This is a genomic window from Burkholderia sp. AU27893 (assembly GCF_002223205.1).
Lineage (GTDB): Bacteria > Pseudomonadota > Gammaproteobacteria > Burkholderiales > Burkholderiaceae > Burkholderia.
Genome location: NZ_NKFD01000001.1, coordinates 2,134,314 through 2,153,710 on the forward strand (window position 1 = coordinate 2,134,314; position 19,397 = coordinate 2,153,710).

The 19,397-nt window shown below is 67.3% G+C and carries 21 protein-coding genes; 14 read left to right on the forward strand and 7 right to left on the reverse strand.

Features of this window, described 5'->3' with window-relative positions:
* Window positions 1-31: 31 nt before the first annotated feature.
* Together CFB47_RS10070 and CFB47_RS10075 are read left to right on the forward strand one after the other, a co-directional pair.
* On the forward strand, window positions 32-925 hold the full coding sequence (locus CFB47_RS10070) for a LysR family transcriptional regulator (protein WP_089440120.1): 894 nt from the start codon (window positions 32-34) through the stop codon (window positions 923-925).
* A gap of 292 nt (window positions 926-1,217) precedes the next feature.
* On the forward strand, window positions 1,218-2,096 hold the full coding sequence (locus tag CFB47_RS10075) for a PhzF family phenazine biosynthesis protein (RefSeq protein WP_089461078.1): 879 nt from the start codon (window positions 1,218-1,220) through the stop codon (window positions 2,094-2,096).
* 124 nt (window positions 2,097-2,220) lie between these two features.
* Here the strand turns inward: CFB47_RS10075 and CFB47_RS10080 are convergent, their stop codons facing one another.
* From CFB47_RS10080 to CFB47_RS10095, 3 genes are all read right to left on the reverse strand, one after another.
* Window positions 2,221-3,684 carry an MFS transporter gene (locus tag CFB47_RS10080; protein WP_089461079.1) on the reverse strand — a complete coding sequence of 488 codons (1,464 nt, stop codon included), beginning with the start codon at window positions 3,682-3,684 and terminating at the stop codon, window positions 2,221-2,223.
* A gap of 382 nt (window positions 3,685-4,066) precedes the next feature.
* Window positions 4,067-4,681: a peptide chain release factor H gene (prfH, locus tag CFB47_RS10090; RefSeq protein WP_089461080.1), complete on the reverse strand. Its 615-nt coding sequence runs from the start codon at window positions 4,679-4,681 to the stop codon at window positions 4,067-4,069.
* Complete coding sequence (locus CFB47_RS10095) at window positions 4,675-5,823, reverse strand: RNA ligase RtcB family protein (RefSeq protein WP_089461081.1); 1,149 nt, start codon at window positions 5,821-5,823, stop codon at window positions 4,675-4,677. The genes prfH and CFB47_RS10095 overlap by 7 nt, the downstream gene beginning before the upstream one ends.
* Before the next feature lie 733 nt (window positions 5,824-6,556).
* Between CFB47_RS10095 and CFB47_RS10100 the strand changes: the two genes are divergently transcribed.
* Entirely contained in the window at window positions 6,557-7,426 is an 870-nt protein-coding gene (locus CFB47_RS10100) for an RNA ligase family protein (RefSeq protein ID WP_089461082.1), read from the forward strand.
* A 41-nt stretch (window positions 7,427-7,467) separates the two neighbouring features.
* The gene (locus CFB47_RS10105; RefSeq protein ID WP_089461083.1) at window positions 7,468-8,601 is read left to right on the forward strand and encodes an AAA family ATPase; all 1,134 of its coding nucleotides are present in this window, start codon (window positions 7,468-7,470) and stop codon (window positions 8,599-8,601) included.
* Between the two features lie 151 nt (window positions 8,602-8,752).
* Here CFB47_RS10105 and CFB47_RS10110 read toward each other — a convergent pair whose 3' ends face one another.
* Entirely contained in the window at window positions 8,753-9,460 is a 708-nt protein-coding gene (locus CFB47_RS10110; RefSeq protein ID WP_256946674.1) for a 5-formyltetrahydrofolate cyclo-ligase, read from the reverse strand.
* Between the two features lie 156 nt (window positions 9,461-9,616).
* Here CFB47_RS10110 and CFB47_RS10115 point away from each other — a divergent pair, with 156 nt between their 5' ends.
* From CFB47_RS10115 to CFB47_RS10140, 7 genes are all read left to right on the forward strand, one after another.
* The gene (locus CFB47_RS10115) at window positions 9,617-10,543 is read left to right on the forward strand and encodes a LysR family transcriptional regulator (protein WP_089440128.1); all 927 of its coding nucleotides are present in this window, start codon (window positions 9,617-9,619) and stop codon (window positions 10,541-10,543) included.
* Between the two features lie 117 nt (window positions 10,544-10,660).
* Complete coding sequence (locus CFB47_RS41160; RefSeq protein WP_179258936.1) at window positions 10,661-10,825, forward strand: hypothetical protein; 165 nt, start codon at window positions 10,661-10,663, stop codon at window positions 10,823-10,825.
* Window positions 10,822-12,078, forward strand: a complete 1,257-nt coding sequence (locus CFB47_RS10125) for an MFS transporter (protein WP_089461085.1) — start codon at window positions 10,822-10,824, stop codon at window positions 12,076-12,078. The genes CFB47_RS41160 and CFB47_RS10125 overlap by 4 nt, the downstream gene beginning before the upstream one ends.
* A 262-nt stretch (window positions 12,079-12,340) precedes the next feature.
* On the forward strand, window positions 12,341-13,441 hold the full coding sequence (locus tag CFB47_RS10130) for a nitronate monooxygenase family protein (RefSeq protein ID WP_089461086.1): 1,101 nt from the start codon (window positions 12,341-12,343) through the stop codon (window positions 13,439-13,441).
* Between the two features lie 195 nt (window positions 13,442-13,636).
* Window positions 13,637-14,008, forward strand: coding sequence for a GFA family protein (locus CFB47_RS10135; RefSeq protein ID WP_089461087.1), 372 nt, complete (start codon window positions 13,637-13,639; stop codon window positions 14,006-14,008).
* Complete coding sequence (locus CFB47_RS41715) at window positions 14,005-14,133, forward strand: hypothetical protein (RefSeq protein ID WP_256946675.1); 129 nt, start codon at window positions 14,005-14,007, stop codon at window positions 14,131-14,133. The genes CFB47_RS10135 and CFB47_RS41715 overlap by 4 nt, the downstream gene beginning before the upstream one ends.
* A 102-nt stretch (window positions 14,134-14,235) precedes the next feature.
* On the forward strand, window positions 14,236-14,691 hold the full coding sequence (locus CFB47_RS10140) for a MarR family winged helix-turn-helix transcriptional regulator (protein ID WP_089461088.1): 456 nt from the start codon (window positions 14,236-14,238) through the stop codon (window positions 14,689-14,691).
* Window positions 14,692-14,739: 48 nt separating this feature from the next.
* Here CFB47_RS10140 and CFB47_RS10145 read toward each other — a convergent pair whose 3' ends face one another.
* The 3 genes from CFB47_RS10145 to CFB47_RS10155 form a co-directional block, all read right to left on the reverse strand.
* Window positions 14,740-15,456 carry a GNAT family N-acetyltransferase gene (locus CFB47_RS10145; RefSeq protein ID WP_089461089.1) on the reverse strand — a complete coding sequence of 239 codons (717 nt, stop codon included), beginning with the start codon at window positions 15,454-15,456 and terminating at the stop codon, window positions 14,740-14,742.
* A 74-nt stretch (window positions 15,457-15,530) separates the two neighbouring features.
* Window positions 15,531-16,916 (reverse strand): ATP-binding protein, encoded by a 1,386-nt coding sequence (locus CFB47_RS10150; RefSeq protein WP_089461090.1) that lies wholly within the window; start codon window positions 16,914-16,916, stop codon window positions 15,531-15,533.
* On the reverse strand, window positions 16,913-17,578 hold the full coding sequence (locus tag CFB47_RS10155) for a response regulator transcription factor (RefSeq protein WP_089461091.1): 666 nt from the start codon (window positions 17,576-17,578) through the stop codon (window positions 16,913-16,915). The genes CFB47_RS10150 and CFB47_RS10155 overlap by 4 nt, the downstream gene beginning before the upstream one ends.
* 293 nt (window positions 17,579-17,871) lie before the next feature.
* On the opposite strand from CFB47_RS10155, the gene CFB47_RS10160 reads away from it, so the two are divergent.
* From CFB47_RS10160 to CFB47_RS40325, 3 genes are read left to right on the forward strand one after another with little or no spacing between them, the layout of a single operon-like run.
* A complete protein-coding gene (locus CFB47_RS10160; RefSeq protein WP_089456607.1) occupies window positions 17,872-18,399 on the forward strand; it encodes a DedA family protein in 528 nt (175 codons plus the stop codon).
* 43 nt (window positions 18,400-18,442) lie between these two features.
* Window positions 18,443-19,159, forward strand: coding sequence for a class I SAM-dependent methyltransferase (locus tag CFB47_RS10165; RefSeq protein WP_089456247.1), 717 nt, complete (start codon window positions 18,443-18,445; stop codon window positions 19,157-19,159).
* Complete coding sequence (locus CFB47_RS40325; RefSeq protein ID WP_143330826.1) at window positions 19,156-19,386, forward strand: hypothetical protein; 231 nt, start codon at window positions 19,156-19,158, stop codon at window positions 19,384-19,386. The genes CFB47_RS10165 and CFB47_RS40325 overlap by 4 nt, the downstream gene beginning before the upstream one ends.
* The last annotated feature ends 11 nt before the right edge of the window (window positions 19,387-19,397 follow it).

The following is a 19,397-nucleotide window of genomic DNA, read 5'->3' on the forward strand; positions in this document are numbered from 1 at the left end:
GCGCCGGCACGGCCTTCCCAGGACCCACGACATGGTGAATCCGCTTCATTTCGATCTGCAGTCGCTGCGCGTGTTCGCGCTCGTCGCCGAGCACGGCAGCCTGACGAAAGCGGCCGAACACGGCCAGCTCACGCTGTCCGCGGTCAGCAAGCGCATCGCCGAGCTGGAAAGCGTGACGGGCAGTGCATTGTTCGTCCGGCATGCGCGCGGTGTCGAGCTGACGCCTGCGGGCCGCGCGCTGCTCGACCATGCGGCGAAGGTGATCGAGCAGGTCAACCGGATGGCGCACGAGATGAGCGATTACGTCGCCGGCGTGCGCGGCCACATCCACGTATGGACCAACACGTCCGCGATCGTCCAGTTCCTGCCCGCCGATCTCGCCGCGTTCCTCACCGACCATCCGGGCATCAAGGTGAGCCTCGAGGAGCGGCTGAGCCACGAGATCGTCGACGCGCTCGCGTCCGGCAAGGCCGATCTCGGCGTGTTCGCCGACAACGTGCCGGCCCCCGGCATCGAACGGCGGCTGTACCGGCGCGACGAACTCGTGCTGCTCGTGCCGCGCACGCACCGGTTCGCCGCGCGCGGCAGCATCCGCTTCGCGGATACGCTCGACGAGGACTACGTGGGGCTCAGCGACGGCAGCTCGCTGCTCGCGCGCATGACCGACGCGGCGTTCGCGGTCGAGCGCTCGCTGAAGCTGCGCATCCAGGTGTCGAATTTCGACGGCGTGAGCCGGATGATCGAGGCGGGGCTCGGCATCGGCATCCTGCCGCGCGATGCGGTGACCGGCGAGCGCGCGGCGCGGCTCGGGGTCGTGAAGCTCGACGACGCGTGGGCGACGAGAACGCTGTGGGTGGGGGTGAAGGCCGGCGCCGTGCTGACGACCGATATCGCGAAGCTGTTCGATTTCATGTCGGCAAGGTGAGGCGGGGCTGCCTCCAGTTCCGGTCTTCGACAGGACGCGTCGGGAATTCACAAGATTCCATCTGCCAAAGCCAACTGAACGAGGATGGCGAACGGGGCGACTCGAAGCTTGTATGGTTGCCGCCCCACCACGAGCAACGATTAGGCAGGAAAGTACCGGTTGGCAGGTCTCTGCCGATTGCGCCGCCTTGGGCGGTTGCAGTCAGTCGGCGCCAAACGTAAGATCGCCGATCAATGATACGAACGCATGTGTTCGTCGCGCTTCGTTTGAGGTTCGTTCATCGGGAGGACTGGTGCGAGTTGAAGTTCAGATCGTCAACGCTTTGACGGACGGAAAAGCCGGGGGCAATCCCGCGGGCGTGGTGATCGATGCCTATGCGCTGACCGCAGGCCAGAAGCTGCGTGTTGCGCAGCAGGCCGCATTGTCGGAAACCGCGTTCGTGTCGAAATCGGATATTGCGACGATCAAGCTGGAATTCTTTACGCCGACGCGGCAGATCGCGCATTGCGGCCATGCCACGATCGCCACATTTTCCCTCTTGAGCGCAATCGGCAGGGTAGGTGACGGCAAGTCGTCGAAAGAGACGATCGACGGATGCCGAGACATCGTGATCGATGGCGACACCGTTCTAATGGAGCAGCGTTCCCCAACTTATCGCTCAATCGAAGCGGACTCCCCGTTCTCCGCGAAAATCGCTCAATCGCTGGGCGTATCGACTGCCCGGATCCATGGTGTCGAAAGCCCGACCGTCGTCAACACCGGCAACAGCTTTCTGATGATTGCATTGCCCGACGAGCAGTCCGTGGCGGCGATTCGTCCGGACCCGCACGCGATTGAATCGATCAGCGACGATCTTGACTTGATTGGCTATTACGTATTCTCGACGACGACGAAAATACCCGGTCGTCATGCAGGCGCCCGCATGTTCGCGCCGCGTTTCGGCATTGCCGAGGAGTCGGCGACAGGAACCGCAGCCGGGCCGCTGGCGTGCTTGCTGTACGAGCGGATGGGGGCAGGCGACACGGAAATCACCATTGAGCAAGGGCACTTGATGCCGCAACCTTCGCCGAGCGTCGTCAAGGTCCTCCTTGATGTCGACGGTGGCAAGATCTCGCGATTGATGGCCGGCGGTACAGGGGTTGTCATGCGGTCGATCACGGTCGATATCTGAGGTTGCGTCGAGCGTGTGCTTCCCGGTACTCCGAACGACTTCAATGCATCGGCAAGCGACGGATACCGCGAAACATCCATCGTGACGAGGGAGCGCGTTTCCGTGCCCCCTCGGCGACACCCGCTCAAACCGGATTGATCTCATCCTGACTGCGCCGCGTGGTCAGCGGCCCGAGCGCCCGCAGCGTGACCGCGACGATACCGAGCGCGACCGAGATCACCCCGAACATCGCACCCGCGCCATAACTGCCAAGCACCGGCAACAACACGAACGGCAACACCCCGCTGACGATGCGCGACAGCGCATAGGTACTGCCGATCGCCGTCGAGCGCACGCGCGCCGGGAAAATCTCCGCCTGATACACGTGATACGCGTTGCTGAACACGTTCGACGCACAGGTTGTGAGAAACCCGAAGCCGACGATCAGCACGGTATTACCCGAATACGCGAAGCACAGCCCGAACGCGGCGATCGACAGAATCGACACGATCACGAGCGTGCGGCGCTCGATCCAGTTGAGCAGCGGAATCGACAGCAGCGAGCCGATCGGATAGCCGATGAACGACAGCGCGATGAACAGCGTGCTGTCCGTCACGTCGAAGCCGCGACTTTTCACGACCGTGCCGGCCAGCGTACCGAACCCGTAATAACCGAAGCCCTGAAACAGGTGAAAGATCGCGAGCATCACGTAGCGCGCGCCGTACGGTTCGCCTCGCAGCAGCGCGATACGCTCGCCAAGCCCGAGCGGCCGTTGCGGCTCGACCGGCTCCGCGAACTGCTCGGGCGCGCGCACGCCAGTGCCTTCCGCGAAGCGCCGCAATGCCGCATGCGCGTCGGCGGTGCGACCCTGCGCGAGCAGCCAGCGCGGGCTCTCCGGCAGCCGATGCTGGACGAACAGCACGTACACGGCGCCGAGGCTGCCGATCGCGAGGATGATGCGCCAGCCGGCCACGCCGCCGACATGAAGCGGGTTCAACCACAGCGCAAGAAACCCGACGAGCGGCACCGCGACGTAGGAAGTCGTATAGGCCCACGCGGCGAGCCTGCCACGCTTTTCCTTCGGCAGGATCTCGGACAGGAAGCTGTCCGCAACCGGATAGATCGCGCCGACGCCGATGCCGGTCAGGAACCGGCACGCGACGAGCATGTCGGCATTCACCGAAAACGCGCCGACCAGCGAGAAGGCGCTGTACCACGTGAGCGTCAGCAGGAACGCCTTGCGCCGGCCGATGCGGTCGGCGAGGCTGCCGAGGCACATCGCGCCGACGAACATGCCGATGAACGCCGATGCCAGCAGCAGCTTGAAATCGGTGCTCTGCCGGCTCAGCCCGTATTCGTTCTGCAACGCGGAACCGATCGTACTGACGAGGAAGATCTCGTACATGTCGAAGAACAGCCCGATGCCGATCACCCAGACGACGAACCGGTGCAACGCGCCGACCGGCAGGTCGTCCATGAAATCGCCGAGCGTGACGCGGCGGGCGGGGCGGGCCGACGCATCGCCGCCGGCGGCAGTGGCAGCGGCCGCCGGTCGTGCGGACGCGGGTCCGCCCGCGTTGCCGCCGAGATCGAGGGAATGGCTGTTCATCGTGTCTCCTGATTATCGATACGCCGTGGCGCGAGGCCCGGCCGTTCGCGACCGGCGCGCTGCATCCGGTCGCACGACGTGGCGGCAGGCATCGCGAGTCCAGTGAAAGGGCCGAATAGGCGGGCTGTCCCGATCGTTCGACACATGGTGGGCAAATCCGCGGCACGTGATAATTGCGGATGCTTCAAGCGTCCTTTCCTGCGCAGAAAGGGTGCGGAACACGCGACAGCCGGCATGCACGCGGCAGGCCGGTGCAGCCTGCCTGGCGCGCGGTCATGCACCGCAGCCGATGGCGCGCTCGCGCAACCGGCAGGCCGGGAAAACCATGAGTCGGATTACGTGGCCGCCAGCGCGAAAGCCACCGGCGGCCAGGCGCTCGTGCTCAGTCGGCCGGCACGAACGCCGCCCCGTAAAACACGCGCACGGGGTTGCCGCGCTCCAGCGCAAAGTGCTGCATCCGCCGCTGCCGGCGCGCCTCGGACGCGTGACGGTCGGCCTCCTGCTGCAGGCGAACCTGCAGCAACTGCAGCGCCAGGCGCTTGTTCGCGTGCTGGCTGCGCTCGCTTTCCACACGCACCGACAAGCCGGTCGCGACATGGGTCGCACGAATCGCGGAGCTCGTCTTGTTCACGTGCTGGCCGCCCGGCCCGCGTGCGCGCATCGCTTCGAACCGCACATCGCCATCCGGCAGCGGCTGAGCGTCGGCGCAGCGCGTGACGCCGATGAACCAGTTCTTGCGCGGATGGCGCAACCGGTACGGGCTCGCGCAAATCCATTGCAGCGTGCCCGTCCAGCGATCCGCGAGCGCCTGCGCACCTTCGCCGTCGAGGTCGAGCAGCGCCGAACGCAGCGTGCCGGAGCGTTCGCCCGGCTGCGCATCGAGCACGGTGACGACGACGTGCTGCGCATCGGCTTCCGCCTGCAGGCGCCGCAACGCATTGGCCGCGGCCAGTTGGCACTCGAGCGGGCCGTGTGCCGAAGAAATCTGCATCAGCATCGGCCAGCCTCCCCGGACGTCTTGTAGGTCAGCACCGGCGCGAGCCGCGCCAGCTTGCGCAGCAGCCCGGCCGCTTCGAGCGCGTCGACGACGCTGTCGATCGGCTTGTAGGCCTGCGGCGCTTCCTCGTACAGCAGTTCGCGGTCTTCGCAGATCACGTGGCTGCCGAGCGGCGTGCGCGTGAGCTGCGACGGCGTGAAGCGCCGTTCGAGACGCCCCTTGCAATCGCCGCGCGCCCACTTGCGGCCCGCACCGTGCGCCAGCGACGCCAGGCTGGCCGCATCGTCGGGCCGCACCGGCGCGACGAGGTAGCTGTAGTCGCCGCGCGACCCGGGAATGACGACCGGCCCCGCATCGGCCGGCGTCGCGCCTTTGCGATGCAGCCAGCCCGGCTCGCCGTCGACGCTCGCGCGGCTCACCAGGTTGTGGTTCACGTCGAGCACGCACCGGCCGTCGGTGCGCCAGCGCGCCAGCATGCGCCGCGCGATCAGGTCGCGATTCGTGATGGCGTAGCGCAACGCCGCATCGTGACGCGCGAGGTACGCCGTGACGGCGGCATCCGTGTCGACGAGGCCGTTGTAGCCGTGCTCGCGCATGTGTTGCTCGAGGATCGACTGGCCGAAGCCGCGCGATCCGCTATGCACGAGCAGCAGCAGGCGATCGGGATCGAGGGCGAGCGCCGCGACGGCATCGGTGTCGTACACCGCGTCGATCCGCTGCGCCTCCGCGAAATGATTGCCGCTACCGATCGTGCCGAGCGATGCCGCGTATGCGTGATCCGCGAACCCGGCGGCCGCGACGAACGGCTGCCAGCTTGTATCGGGCGTGGCGTCGATCGAGCCGAGCCGGCTCGCGAGCTTCGACGCACTGACGCGCCGCGCATCGAGCGCGGTTTGCCACAGCGCCATCCCGCAGCCAATATCGCCGCCGATCAGCGCCGGATACAGCCGGCCCGTCGAGAAGAACGCGGCGCCCACCGGGTAGCCGCGTCCGGGGTGAAGATCGGGCATGCCGGCGACGCGCCGCATGCCGGGGAGGGTGGCAGCGTGTTCGAGCTGCCGGATGGCCTCACCTTCGATCCAGGTGGTGGCGCAAGCGCACAACGTGATGCGCTCGCCCAGGTATTGCATGGAATTGCCCATGGAGGTTTCCGTTCGATGAAAAGGAAGAACGGCGGGCCATGGCGCGGGCAGTGCACACAGGCGCTGCCCGACATCGGAAGTCGGGAAGAGGGCGGCACGACCGGATCGGAACGACCCGGCTCATCGCCGTGACGGCGATACGAGGTGCTGCTTGGCGTGAACGATGAGACGAACGGACGCGAAAAACCCGAACTACGACCCGCGACGGGAGGAGTGCTGGCGTGACGTCATGATTTTTTCTCCTTGCGAGTGAGGGGTTGATCGGAATGGCGGCGACTCTAGCATGCATGCGACGCGCGCAACAAGCGGGGAGCGCGGCGTTGCCCATCGAATCACGGCTCGATGTGGCGAAAAACACACAAGTAGGAATCCGGATCATTCACACGTCGATGGCGCGCGTGGCACGCCACAGCAAGCATTCGACGCACGCCGACAACCGAGGCGACCGTACTCAACCACGCTTGACAGCGCACATGCCGTTTCGTAGCATCCGCCTGCTTCATCCCTGAACCCTCATCGAATCGGTGATCCAAGTGCCCGCAAACATTCGTCCCTTCGCCTGATACGCCGACGACTGCCGTCCCGGCCGCGTGTCGTCCTGCCCGTTCCCGTCTGCCTCGCGGCGCCGGAACAGTGATCGCAGGGCCGCGCCCGGACACGCACTGACACCGCAACGCACACCCCATCGTTCGTTCACGTCGTCGGCTTTTTCTGATATTTCCGGAGAAAGACCATGACGCTGGATTTCCGCGCCTACGCGCAATCGCTCGACCTCGCCCGCTACCCGCGCACGCCGCACCTCGAAGGCTCGCGCCTGCAGGACGGCGACGAAGGTCACGACCACGTTCCCTATCGCACCCTCGCGGGCGCGCATCTCGTCGTCGAGGAAAAGCTCGACGGCGCGAACACGGGCATCAGCTTCAGCCCCGCGGGCGAACTGCTGCTGCAGTCACGCGGCCACTATCTGGCCGGCGGCGGCCGCGAGCGGCAGTTCGGGTTCGTGAAGACCTGGGCCGCCGCCCATGCGGGCTGGCTGCTCGATCGCCTCGGCGATCGCTACGTGATGTACGGCGAGACGATGAGCAAGAAGCACGCGGTGTTCTACGACGCGCTGCCGCATCACTTTTTCGAATTCGACGTGTTCGATCGCGCAACGGGCCGTTTCCTGTCGACACCCGCGCGTCGCGCGCTGCTCGCCGACGGGCCCGTGCTGTCGGTGCCCGTGCTGTACGAAGGCATCGCGCCGGCGCGACTCGCGGACCTGAAGGCCATGCTCGGCCCATCGCTCGCGAAGACGCCGGACTGGCGTCGCGCGTTCGAGGAAACGGTGCGGCGGCAGGGGCTCGACCTCGCGCGTGCATGGCAGCAGTGCGACAAGTCGGAGCGTTCCGAAGGGCTCTACGTGAAGGTCGAGACGGACGACACGACGACCGCGCGCCTGAAGTGGGTGCGCCACGATTTCGTGCAGGCCATTCTCGAATCGGCGCGCCATCACTCGGAGCAGCCGTTCATCCCGAACCTGCTCGCGCCGGGTGTCGACCTGTATGCGCCAGGCCCGACGCTCACGTGGGCATCGATCCCCGCCGCGCGCCCGAACCCATGAATGCGGAACGGCCGTACGCCGTTTCGAGAGGAGTCTTGATCATGAAATACGAACACCTTCAGGCACTCGTGCCTGCGCCCGGCCGGCAGCCGGACTATCACGCGTGTCTCGCGGCATTTCCCGCGCTCGAACACGCGAAAACGACCCCGCAGGAGCCCGCGCACCACGGCGAAGGCGACGTGTGGACGCATACGATGATGGTGATCGATGCGCTGCTCGCGCTGCCCGAGTACCAGGCCGCGTCGCGTGCCGATCAGGAGATCGTGTTCCTGGCCGCGCTGCTGCACGACATCGCGAAGCATGGCACGACGGTCGTCGATCCCGTTACCGGTGCGATCGGCCATCCCGGCCACTCGCGCAAGGGCGCGATCGATGCGCGGATCGCACTGTGGGATGCCGGGGTGCCGTTCGCAGTGCGCGAGGCAATCTGCCGGATGATCGCCGTGCACCAGGTGCCGTTCTTCGCGATGAGCGGGTCGCGCCGCGGCACGCCCGAGTTCATCGCGCGCGAGCTGTCGTGGCAGGTCAGCCTGCCGCTTCTGTGCCTGCTTGCCGAAGCCGATATCCGCGGGCGCATCTGCGACGACACGCCGCGCGTGCTCGACAACATCGAACTGTTGCGCGAACTGGCGCGGGAAGAGGGCTGCTACGGCCAGCCGCGTGCATTCGCCGATGCGCACACGGCGCTCAGCTACTTTCGCGGCGCGGACGTGCATCCCGACTATCCGCTGTTTCGCACACCGGGCCCGCAGGTCGTCGTGATGTCAGGGCTGCCCGCGTCGGGCAAGAACACGTGGGTGGCGCGGCATCATCCGGATCTGCCGGTCGTGTCGTTCGACGATGCGCGCGATGCATTGGGGCTGCGTCATGGGCAGAACGAGGGCGCGGTCGCACACCACGCGGTCGACGCCGCGAAGGTGCTGTTGCGCGCGCAACAACCGTTCGTGTGGAATGCGACGAACCTGTCGCCGCTGATGCGCAAGAAGACCCTCGACCTGCTGTTTGCGTATCACGCCGACGTGACGCTCGTCTACCTCGAACAGCCGCGCGCGGAACTGTTGCGCCGCAACGCGCGGCGCGACACGTCGCTGACGAACCGCGCGCTCGAGGCGATGCTGCTGCGTTGGGATGTGCCGCTGCCCACCGAAGCGCATGCGGTGCGCTATGAAGTCTGATGCGGCGACGTCACGACACGAGCCGGTACGCCGTAATTCACCGCGGCGTACCGGCTCGTTTCATTTCAGCGATGCATTCTGCTGCGTCGCGTAAGCTCGCAGCCGATCCGGAACAGGTGTCCGGCAGGTGATTTCATCGTGAGTTTCGGCCTCAACTCGCCACGATGATGAATGTGGTGAGCGCGATCGGGAACAGCGCGAGGCCGAGCAGGCCCAACGCGCCATCGGCTGCCATCGCGATCGGCGACAACGCCAGCTTGGCGCCGCGGCCGACAGCCGTCAGCTTGTCCGTCACCGTGACCTCGTACGGCCGATTGAACGCCTGCGGGACCGACGAAGGCGTGACGTCGTTCGGCAGATAGCGCTTGCCGCTGATCGCGCCTTTCGACGTCAGGTCGCCACGTTCCTGCTTGAAACCATCCGCGAGCGCGCGCTCGCGCACGTCGGAGCCGGTCGGCGCATCCGAGTCGTCCAGCCTCATCGTGTATCGACCGGTGATCTCGTCGCCGTGCGCCTCGAAACCGTTGAACGCCGTGTGGATCTTGGGGCGATAGGGCGCGTTGAGCACCGTTGCAAGGCTCGGCGGCATCTCGAAGATGTAGTGATATTTCTTGCCGAGCACGACGAGCTGCTTGCCGTCCGCGGTGATCAGGAACGTCGACAAGGTTTCGTCGTATTCCGAATCCTTCATCCACGCCTTGGTGACGGGACCGAAATTGGAGCAGCCGACAAGCATGCCGGACGCTGCCACGGCGGGCAGCGCGAGAAATGTTCTTCTTTTCATGTGTGCTGTTGGATGTTGTTGGTTATTCAGCGGAACCGCTTGAATGTCGGACGCTACGTTCGATGAACGCGGCACCCTGACGGCCGATCATGCGGTTTCTTCGCCTGCGCATTGTAGGGCCAAAACGGCAAGCGCAGTATCCCCCGGCAAAGCGCGTCACCCGCGTGCGGTAGACTGAACGCTCGCTTGCCCACCGCCCACTCCACGACCGCTCGCACCCGCTAACACGCCATGGATCGAATCGATGCGATGAAGGTGTTCGTCGCCACACTGGACGAGGGCAGCCTCGCGGGCGCGGGCCGGAAGCTCGGCCGGTCGCCGGCGGCGGTCAGCCGCGCGATCGCGTTCCTGGAAGCACACACGGGCACCGCGCTGCTGTACCGCACGACGCGCACGATCCGGCTCAGCGAGGCCGGCGAGCGCTACGCGGCCGCGTGCCGGCGCATCCTGTCCGATCTTGAGGAAGCCGACATGCTGGTCGCCGACGAACGTTCGGCGCCGCGCGGCCTGTTGACGGTCACCGCACCCGTCGCCGCGGGTGAAGACGTATTGCGCGCGCTCCTCGACGAATTCATCGAACGCCATCCGGCCGTGTCGATCCGGCTGCAGTTACTCGACCGTCCCGTCAGCCTGATCGACGAAGGAATGGACGTCGCGCTGCGGATCGCGCACCTGTCCGATTCGACGCTGGTCGCGATTCCGGTCGGCGCGGTGCGGCGGGTCGTCGTGGCGTCGCCCGACTACCTGGCGAAGCATCCGGCAATCGAGACACCGGCCGATCTCGCGCAGCACCGGATCATCTCGATGACGCATTTCGGCCTCGACTCGTGGAGCTTCCCGCCGTCCACGCCGTCGGCGCTGCCGCAGGTCGTCCAGTTCGCGCCGCGCTTCATCATCAACACGATCCGCGGCGCGGTCGCGTCGGCCGTCGCCGGGCACGGCGTCACGCGGCTCTTTTCGTATCACGTCGCCGAACCGGTGCGAGACGGCACGCTGCGGATCGTGCTGAGCGACAGCGAGCACGCGCCGCTGCCCATCCATCTCGTCACACCTTACGGACGCCTTGCGGTGCCGAAGGTGCGCGCATTCGTCGATTTCGCGGCGCCGCGCCTGCGTGAGCACTTCGCGCGGCTGGCGGCCATTACCGACGGCGATTGAACCGGGATGCGGAAGAATGGCTTTCGTGAGACGAGGATTCTCCCGATAACCAGCTCAATCTAGACTTCCTTCAACCAACGGTCGCGCATGGCGCCCGTTCAGCGAATGGAGGTCGACATGCATCAAGCGCTTCCCGTCCAGCCTCGCGCCCGCGCGTTCGGACTGACACACCGCGTGCTCACCGGCATCGGCTGGGCCCGTTTCGCATTCGCGCCGTTGCCGGCCATCTTCGTCACGCAGGGGCTTCCCGCCCAGCTGGCCTCGACGGGGAGCGCGCAATGAGCACGATCTCGCATGCCCCCGCCACGGCACGGGCCGAGCGACCCGCCGCCAGCTACGCCGAACGCAACACGCGCTACTGGCGACGCAATCTCGCCGTCTGCGTGTTCGGCTCGTTCACGACGCTCGTCAGCCTGAGCATGCTGCTGCCGTTCCTGCCGCTGTACGTCCGGCAACTCGGCGTCGACACGCAGTCGGCCGTGATCCAGTGGTCGGGCATCGCATTCGGCGCGACGTTTCTCGGCACGGCCGTCACCGCGCCGCTGTGGGGCCGCCTCGCGGACCGCTTCGGCCGCAAGCCGATGCTCGTGCGTGCCGCGATCGGCATGGCGATCGTGATGTCGTTGATCGGCGTCGCGCACAACGTCGTCGAACTCGTCGCGCTGCGGCTGCTCGCGGGGCTCGTCGGCGGCTACGCGTCGGCGTCAACCGTGATGGTCGGCACGCAGGCGCCGCGCGAGCGCGCCGGCTGGGCGCTCGGCATCCTGTCGACCGGTGCGCTCGCGGGCAATTTGGTCGGGCCGCTCGTCGGCGGGTTGCTGCCGGGCTGGCTCGGCATTCGCGGCACGTTCTTCGCCGGTGGCGCGATGATCGCCGTCGCCGCGCTGCTGACGATCTTCGTCGTAAAGGAAGACTTCCATGCCGGCACCGATGCCGCCACGCGCACGTCGAGTGCCGCGGCCGGCACGCCGCACCGCACGAATCGTGCAGCGGTCGCCGCGCTGCTGGTGACGGCGATGATGGTGCTGCTCGCGAACATGTCGATCGAACCGATCATCACCGTCTATATCGGCGGCCTCGGCGTGGGCGGCGACCACCTTGCGCGTGTCGCCGGCGTCGTGATGGCGTGTTCGGCGCTCGGCAGCATGCTGACCGCCGCACGGCTCGGCGCGCTGGCCGACCGGATCGGCAGCTGGAACGTGATCATCGGCTGCCTGATGGTGACCGCGCTCGCAATGGTGCCGCAGGCGTTCGTCACGCACTGGTGGCAGCTTGCCGCGCTGCGCGGGCTGATGGGCATGTCGCTCGCGGGGTTGCTGCCGTCGATCGGCAAGCTCGTGCGGCAATCGGTCGACGAGCGCGCGACCGGGCAGATGCTCGGCTACCTGCAGTCCGCGCAGTTCAGCGGGCAGGTGGTCGGCCCGGTGATCGGCGGGCAGATCGGCGTCGCGCTCGGGCTGCATTCGGTGTTCTTCGTGACGGGCGCGCTGCTGGCGGCCTGCGCGGGGCTCGCGCACTGGGCACGCGGCCGATAGCGGCTGGGCGGCGGAGCGCGGGCTGGCGTACGATGAGCGCAGTGACCGGTGTCGCGCCGGGAAGCGGCGACGACATGCACCATCGCCGGCATTGCAGACACCGCGGCACCGCACGTGCGACCCATCGTTTTCGACATCACGCTCACGTGACCGGCCGCGCGCCACGCACGACGAACGCGCACCGATCCGAACCCGACACACGCGTGTCGGCCCGCATCCGGCCGACGCATTTCGACGACGAATCCTGCAGGAGACAAGCGACATGAATCAATCGACCGACAACCGGACGCTGTTGCGCACGCTCGGCATGCGCGCCCCGATCATCCAGGCGCCGATGGCCGGCGTCAGCACGCCGGCGCTGGCGGCCGCCGTGTCGAATGCGGGCGGGCTCGGCTCGCTCGGCGTGGGCGCGACAAACGCCGACGGCGCCCGCAAGATGATCCGCGACACGCGCGCGCTCACCGATCGACCGTTCAACATCAACGTGTTCTGCCACCAGCCCGCGCACGCCGACGCGACCGTCGAACGCGCGTGGCTCGACTGGCTCGCCCCTGTGTTCCGCGAATACGGCGCGACGCCGCCCGCCACGCTGTCGGAGATCTATACGAGCTTCGTCGCGGACGAAGCCATGCAGGCGCTGCTCGTCGAAGAAAAGCCGGCCGTGGTCAGCTTCCATTTCGGGCTGCCGTCCGCAGAGGTGATCGCGGCGCTGAAGCGCGCGGGCGTCACGCTGTTCGCGTCCGCGACGCATCTCGACGAGGCGCGCCAGATCGCCGCTGCCGGCATCGACGCGATCGTCGCGCAGGGGATCGAAGCGGGCGGGCACCGCGGCGTGTTCGATTCGACCGCGCATGACGATCGCCTCGGCACGTTCGCGCTCACGCGCCTGATCGTGCGCGAATGCGCGCTGCCGGTGATCGCCGCCGGCGGCATCATGGACGGCGAGGGCATCGCCGCCGCGCTCGCGCTCGGCGCGCAGGCCGCCCAGCTCGGCACCGCGTTCGTCGCATGCCCGGAGACGTCGATCGACGACGGCTATCGCCGCGCGCTGCTGGGCGACGCGGCCCGCCGCACGACGTTCACGGCCGCGATCTCGGGCCGGATCGCACGCGGCCTCGCGAACCGGCTGACCGCGCTCGGCGACGACCCGCACGCGCCGGCCACGCCCGCGTACCCGATCGCGTACGACGCCGGCAAGGCGCTGCACGCGGCGGCGAAGGCAACGGGGGAATTCGGCTACGGCGCGCAGTGGGCCGGGCAGGCGGCACCGCTCGCGCGGTCGCTGCCGGCGGCCGAGCTGTTCGCCGCGCTCGAACGTGAAACGCGGGCGGCGATCGAGCGGCTGCAGCACGTGCTGGATTGATCGCACGAATCGCGAGCGGCTTGCCGCCGGCCTTTAGCGGCGATCGGTGAACGCACCCCGATCGCCGAATCGATACGTCGCCGCCCGCGGCTAATTTGCAATGTTCTGTATCAGCACGAACCGCGGATACATCGCGATACAACGCAGCTTCCGGCGTCCGCTATAAAGCAGGCATGACCTCTTCGGGAGTGCACCATGTCTGCAACCTGGTTCAAAGGGTCCTGCCATTGCGGGGCCGTCAAATTCGAAGTCCGAACGGCCGTGACGCCGGCGACGCGCTGCAACTGCAGCCTGTGCCGCCGGCGCGGCGCATTGATGAGCCCGATGTTCGCCGCCAGCGAACTGAAGATCGTCGAAGGCGAGGGCGCGCTGACGTGCTACCAGTTCAACACACGCACGGCCCGTCACTATTTCTGCAGCCAGTGCGGCATCTATCCGTTCCATCAAACGCGCATGAACCCCGCCTGCTGGCGCGTCAATCTCGGCTGCCTCGATGGCGTCGACCCGTATGCGCTCGATGCAACGGTCGCCAACGGCGCGAGCCTCTCGGTCGTGGAGGACGCATGAAACGCTGGCTGATGATCCTGCTGATTGCCGCGGGCGGGCTCGCAACCGAAGTCGCGCATCCGGTGCAATGCACGCTGCTGTCGGCCAGCCGCACACAGACCGGCAAGCGCCGCAGGGCGACCTGACGCCGCGCCGGTTCATCGAGACCGATTATCATGCTTCCGATAAGATCGCACGCGATATATAATGCGTCCATCTGCGGCCGTTCGCGTCGCTGGAGGACGTTCATGAAACCGACCGAAGCCCCATTCGATACCGCGCCGAAGCTGTCCGAGTTCCTGTGCTTTGCGATCTACTCGACGAACCTCGCGTTCGGCAAGGCGTACAAGCCGATCCTCGAAGCGCTGGGCCTCACGTATACGCAATACATCACGATCATTGCGCTGTGGGAGCAGGACAACCAGACGGTCGGCCAACTCGGCGAGAAGCTGTTCCTCGAATCCAATACGCTGACGCCGATCCTGAAGAAGCTCGAGACGATGGGCTACCTGGAGCGGCACCGCGATCCGTCGGACGAACGCCAGGTGCTCGTCAGCCTGACGAAGAGCGGGCGCCGCTTGCGTGAGAAGGGGCTCGACATGAACCTGGTCGAAGCCACCGGGTTGAAGCCGGACGAATTCGCGAAGATGCAGAAGGCGATCGTCACGCTGCGCGGCAACCTGATCCGGTCGACCGACGAATAAACGCCCGGTCACGCTGCGGCCGGCACGACCCGCGTGCCGGCCGCGTCGTCATGCGTGCCCGTCGCCCAGCACCAGCAGGTTCATCTCGCGGCGGACGACAAACCCGAGTGCGAGATAACGCTCGATCGCCACCTGGTTCGACGCGAGGACGTGCAGGAAAGGCGTATCCGCACGCGCATCGATCTCCGCGATCAACGCACGCATCAGACGCGCCGCCAGCCCTTGCCCCCGGAACGCGGCATCCACGCAGACCGCACTGATCTCCGTATACCCGTCGACCTGCATCCGCTCGCCGGCCATCGCGGCCAGCCTGCCTTCGCTGCGGATGCCGATGTAATGGCCGAGCTCGACCGTGCGCGGGCCAAACGGGCCGGGCTGGGCGGCCGTGGTCAGCGCGAGCATGTCCGGCACGTCGGCTTCGGCGAGCGTGACGTAACCCGATTGAGGCGCCGGGTCGACCGTCCCTTGCCAGACCATCTGCAACAGGCTCGCGCGCCGGATCGCCGACAATCCCGCCGGCGGTTCGATCTCGTCCGGCGTGACCAGCGCCGCCGGCCCGTGAGCCGCGATCAACGTACGCAATGCGTCTAACGACGCCGCGCTTGTATCCTCGATCGCGGCAAACGGCGCGATGGCGACCGGAAACCGCCAGGCCCGGCCATGACCGAGCGCCAAGCGGCGCTGCCTGCCCGTCAGCGCATTCCACACCACACGGTCGAGCGGGTGCGCATTGCCTGGCGGGTTTCCGGTCGTTGCATCGGACATGAACTGCTCCTTGATTGAAGGTGTCGGTGGCACAGCATAGACCGGGATCGGACGGGCAGGGCGCGGCGCGCCAACTACCGCTGCCAGCGCTGCGGATCCATCCATATCGGGAACGACAGGATCACCGCCAGCCCGTCCCCGTCGATCCCGGCCGTTACTTCGACCGAACCGCCGTGAGACTCGGCGATTCGCGCGACGAGCGACAGGCCGATGCCGCTGCCCGGCTGCACCGTCCCCGGTACCCGGTAAAAACGTTCGAAGATCCGCTCGCGCTCATCGGCCGGCACACCGGGCCCGTCGTCCGCGATCCGCAGCCTGACCCATGCACCGTCCGCATCGGCAGGGACGTCGCACGCAATCTCGACCCGCCCGCCGTCACGGCCGTATCGCAGCGCGTTGTCGATCAGGTTGCGCACCGCAATGGCGATCTCGTCGAGGTCGCCCCAGACACGCACCGGTTCGACCGCGATCCGCATCGTCTGTCGGCGCGCATGCGCGGCCGCGTCGAAGTCGCTCGCGATCAGTGCAACGAGCCGCGACAGGTCGACCGGCCCGTGCTGGTCGGCCCGTGACCCTGCATCCAGCCGCGCCAGTTCGAGCAACTGCCCGGATAGCCGCGCGCTGCGCTCGACGCCCGTTGCGAGCCGGCGCAGTGCTTCGTTCTTGTCCGCCAGGCTGTCCGCCTGCAACGCCACTTCCGCCTGGGCCGACAACGCAGCGAGCGGCGTGCGCAACTCGTGCGCCGCATCGCCGATGAAACGGCGCTCGGTATCGACGGCCTGACCCAGCCGCGCGAGCAGACGATTGAACGATTCGACGAGCGGCCGCAGCTCACGCGGCAGCGTCACCAGCGGCAACGGCGAGAAATCGAACGCCGCCTTGCGCTGGATCGCCTGCTGGACGTCGCGCACCGGCCCGAACGACCAGCGGATCACCCACCAGATCACGACGCCCAGCATCCCGAGCATCACCGCCGTGTTGAACAGGCCGAGTTGCAGCGCATTGTTCGCCTTCTCCTGCCAGGTCGTGGCCGGGCCGCCCGTCTGAACGTGAATCCGGCCTGCCGGATCCGACAGCGAGTACACGCGCCAGGTCTCGTCGTGCGCGACGCCACGCCCGGTGCTCACCCCGTATCCGTCCCGCAGGTCGGCCTTGAGGGCCGGCCCCGGCGCGTCCACGCTGTGCATCACGTTCCGGCCATCGACCCAGACCTGGAACGCGACGTCGTAGTTGCCATACGCCGTGTTCGGTACGACCGCCTGGGCGTTCGCCGCGGGCAGGCGATCGATCGTATCCGGCAATGCCAGGAGCAGCAGTTGCGCGGCGCTCTCGAGCATGCCGTCGCGCCAGCCGCGCTGCTCACGCCACAGGCCGATGCCGAGAAACGCCCCCCAGCTCGCCCAGAACACGACGACCGCCGCCATCACGGTCGCGAGCAGGCGCACGCGTAGCGACTTCATGCCGGGCTCTCCCCGACGCGATAACCGAAGCCGTGCACCGTCACGATCAGCTCGTCGCCGAGCTTGCGCCGCAGTTGATGGATGTACACCGCGATCGTGTTGCTTTCGATATCGCTGTCGTTGCCGTACACGCGCGCTTCCAGCTGCGTGCGCGTGACGACGCGGCCTTGCCTCTCCATCAGCGCCAGCAGCGTGCGGTACTCGTGGATGCTGAGCGCAACGGGTTCGCCGGCGCGCGTGACTTCCTTGCGCGCCGGATCGACGTGCACGTCGCGGTAGACCAGGCGTTCCGACATGCGGCCCTGGCTGCGGCGCGTCAGCGCGCGCAGCCGCGCGTAGAGTTCGTCGAGCTGGAACGGCTTCACGAGATAGTCGTCGGCGCCTGCGTCGAGGCCGCGGATCCGGTCGCTCAGCTGATCGCGCGCGGTCACGATCAATACCGGCGTCGGGTCGTAGTTCGCGCGCATCGCGGCGAGCAGCGTGAAGCCGGACGCGCCCGGCAGTTGCAGGTCGAGCAGCACCGCGTCGTAGTCGTGGCCGACGAGCGCGAGCCGCGCCGCCGACACGTCGGCCGACCAGTCCGCGCGCCAGCCGTTCTGCCTGAGGCCCGCGCACACGGCGTCGGCCAGCATGACATCGTCTTCCACCAGCAGGATATGCATCGGTTTCGCTCCTCGATTGTCGAGGTCGCCAGCCTGACCGACCGCGATTAAAAACTTCTTAAAGCCCGGGGGCCACGATGCGTGCCATTCGCCGCATTGCCGGTGCAATGCATCTGGCGTTTCCTCGAGAGGCTCGCGATGACCGTGTCACGTCCTTCAATTCCGTTGCTGCAATGCAATGCGGCACGACGCCCCACCTTCGCGCCGCGTCGGTGCGGGCCATTCTGGCACGGAAGGCCGCGTGCATTGTGCGCGTCGTGCGCGTTGCGCGCCGGCCGCGCGGGAGCGGTGCGATGAACCAGCTCGCCACGCTCGCCCCGTTCGGCCTCGCGTTCGGCGTGGCAGGCGCCAACAGCATTGCCTGCCTCGTCGGCCTGTCGCTGATCGAGCGGCTGATCCCCGTGCTGCCGTCCCACGCGCTCCTCACGATGATCGGCGTCGCCAGCGCGCAAGGCGTATGGACATTGCCGGAAGCGATCGTCGTCACGGCACTCGGAAGCTTCGCCGGCTGCCTGTTGCATTACGCGCTCGGCAACCTGTGGCCGGAAGACAGCGTGCTGACCCTGCTGCGCCGCATCGCGCCGCTGGGCAGGCTGCAGCCCGCAAGAATCGACGCGCTGATCGACGGCATCCGCGCGCGGCCCACGCGGCTCGCACTCTGGTCGCAACTGGTGCCGTTCGTCCGGCTCGTCGCCCCCGCGCTCGCCGGCTTGCTGGAGACGAGTTTCGCGCGGTTCGCGTCGGGTGCCGCGGCCGGCATCGCGCTCTGGAACACGCTGTTCATCACGGCCGGCTACCTGGCTGCACGAGCGGCCACCTAGCCCGACATGTCGTTGACCGATCGATCCTGCCTGGAGCCTGTCGATGCGAATCCCCGAATGGTTGCTGTTCCTGCGTACCTGGTTGCGCCATCCACGCCGCGTCGGCGCGCTTGCGCCGTCCGGCCCGGCACTCGCTGCACTGATCACCGCCGATATCCCGCGCGACGGCGCCACCGTGATCGAACTCGGCGCGGGCACCGGCGTGTTCACGCGGGCACTGCTCGCACGCGGCGTCACGAGTGACCGGCTGGTGCTGGTGGAAGCCGATCCCGCTTTCGCGAACACGCTGCGGCATCAGTTTCCCGCGCTGCGGGTCATGCAGATGGATGCGGCGCAACTCGGCATGACGGGCGACTTCTTCGGCGGGGCGCGTGCGGATGCGATCGTGAGCGGGTTGCCGCTCGTCGCGATGCCGGTCGAACGGGCCGTCGCGATCGTTCGCTGCGCGTTTGCGCGCCACCTCGCCGCCGATGGTGCGTTCTACCAGTTCACGTATGTGCCGCGCTGCCCGATCCCGGCGCGCGACCTGGAGGCCATGCGCATTCGCGCCGTCCGGGTGGGTGTCGCGTGGATGAACTTCCCGCCCGCCATCGTGTATCGCTTCGAGCGCCGAATCGATGCGGCCGGCCATCAGAGGCCCGTTGCGCGGCCGTTGCGCGATACGGTTGTGGAAGCCGCTATTTTGCGCGGCTTCGATGCCATGCCATCGCTCGATTCGAGCGGCATGCGACCCTCGATGGAGGGGAGCGCGTCATCGTGAACGCGCCCGGGTACGGCTTGTTGTCCGGCCTGCCACGGCTGATGTTGCTGCTTCGACGATCACGGGCCGCGAGCGCCGGCAGCCGCATCGGCACGGCGCACCGTCGAATTGCGGGCCGACACGAGCACGTGGTGCGCGCCGACCTGCAACGCTGTTTTTCGCCGACGACCGGCGAGGCGCGCGCCGTGCTCGCGCGCTCCCGTTTCTCACACCCCGTACCGAACTGACCGGATCGGCG

Bases quoted from the DNA above. Each gene is read 5' to 3' on its own strand.
- CFB47_RS41160 (WP_179258936.1), top strand. From the start codon at position 10,661: ATGCATCAAGCGCTTCCCGTCCAGCCTCGCGCCCGCGCGTTCGGACTG.
- CFB47_RS10160 (WP_089456607.1), top strand. From the start codon at position 17,872: ATGAACCAGCTCGCCACGCTCGCCCCGTTCGGCCTCGCGTTCGGCGTG.
- CFB47_RS10145 (WP_089461089.1), bottom strand. From the start codon at position 15,456: ATGTCCGATGCAACGACCGGAAACCCGCCAGGCAATGCGCACCCGCTC.
- CFB47_RS10130 (WP_089461086.1), top strand. From the start codon at position 12,341: ATGAATCAATCGACCGACAACCGGACGCTGTTGCGCACGCTCGGCATG.
- CFB47_RS10140 (WP_089461088.1), top strand. From the start codon at position 14,236: ATGAAACCGACCGAAGCCCCATTCGATACCGCGCCGAAGCTGTCCGAG.
- CFB47_RS10095 (WP_089461081.1), bottom strand. From the start codon at position 5,823: ATGGGCAATTCCATGCAATACCTGGGCGAGCGCATCACGTTGTGCGCT.
- CFB47_RS10115 (WP_089440128.1), top strand. From the start codon at position 9,617: ATGGATCGAATCGATGCGATGAAGGTGTTCGTCGCCACACTGGACGAG.
- CFB47_RS10165 (WP_089456247.1), top strand. From the start codon at position 18,443: ATGCGAATCCCCGAATGGTTGCTGTTCCTGCGTACCTGGTTGCGCCAT.
- CFB47_RS10105 (WP_089461083.1), top strand. From the start codon at position 7,468: ATGAAATACGAACACCTTCAGGCACTCGTGCCTGCGCCCGGCCGGCAG.
- CFB47_RS10150 (WP_089461090.1), bottom strand. From the start codon at position 16,916: ATGAAGTCGCTACGCGTGCGCCTGCTCGCGACCGTGATGGCGGCGGTC.
- CFB47_RS10125 (WP_089461085.1), top strand. From the start codon at position 10,822: ATGAGCACGATCTCGCATGCCCCCGCCACGGCACGGGCCGAGCGACCC.
- CFB47_RS10070 (WP_089440120.1), top strand. From the start codon at position 32: ATGGTGAATCCGCTTCATTTCGATCTGCAGTCGCTGCGCGTGTTCGCG.
- CFB47_RS41715 (WP_256946675.1), top strand. From the start codon at position 14,005: ATGAAACGCTGGCTGATGATCCTGCTGATTGCCGCGGGCGGGCTCGCA.
- CFB47_RS10155 (WP_089461091.1), bottom strand. From the start codon at position 17,578: ATGCATATCCTGCTGGTGGAAGACGATGTCATGCTGGCCGACGCCGTG.
- CFB47_RS10080 (WP_089461079.1), bottom strand. From the start codon at position 3,684: ATGAACAGCCATTCCCTCGATCTCGGCGGCAACGCGGGCGGACCCGCG.
- CFB47_RS10100 (WP_089461082.1), top strand. From the start codon at position 6,557: ATGACGCTGGATTTCCGCGCCTACGCGCAATCGCTCGACCTCGCCCGC.
- CFB47_RS10135 (WP_089461087.1), top strand. From the start codon at position 13,637: ATGTCTGCAACCTGGTTCAAAGGGTCCTGCCATTGCGGGGCCGTCAAA.
- prfH (WP_089461080.1), bottom strand. From the start codon at position 4,681: ATGCTGATGCAGATTTCTTCGGCACACGGCCCGCTCGAGTGCCAACTG.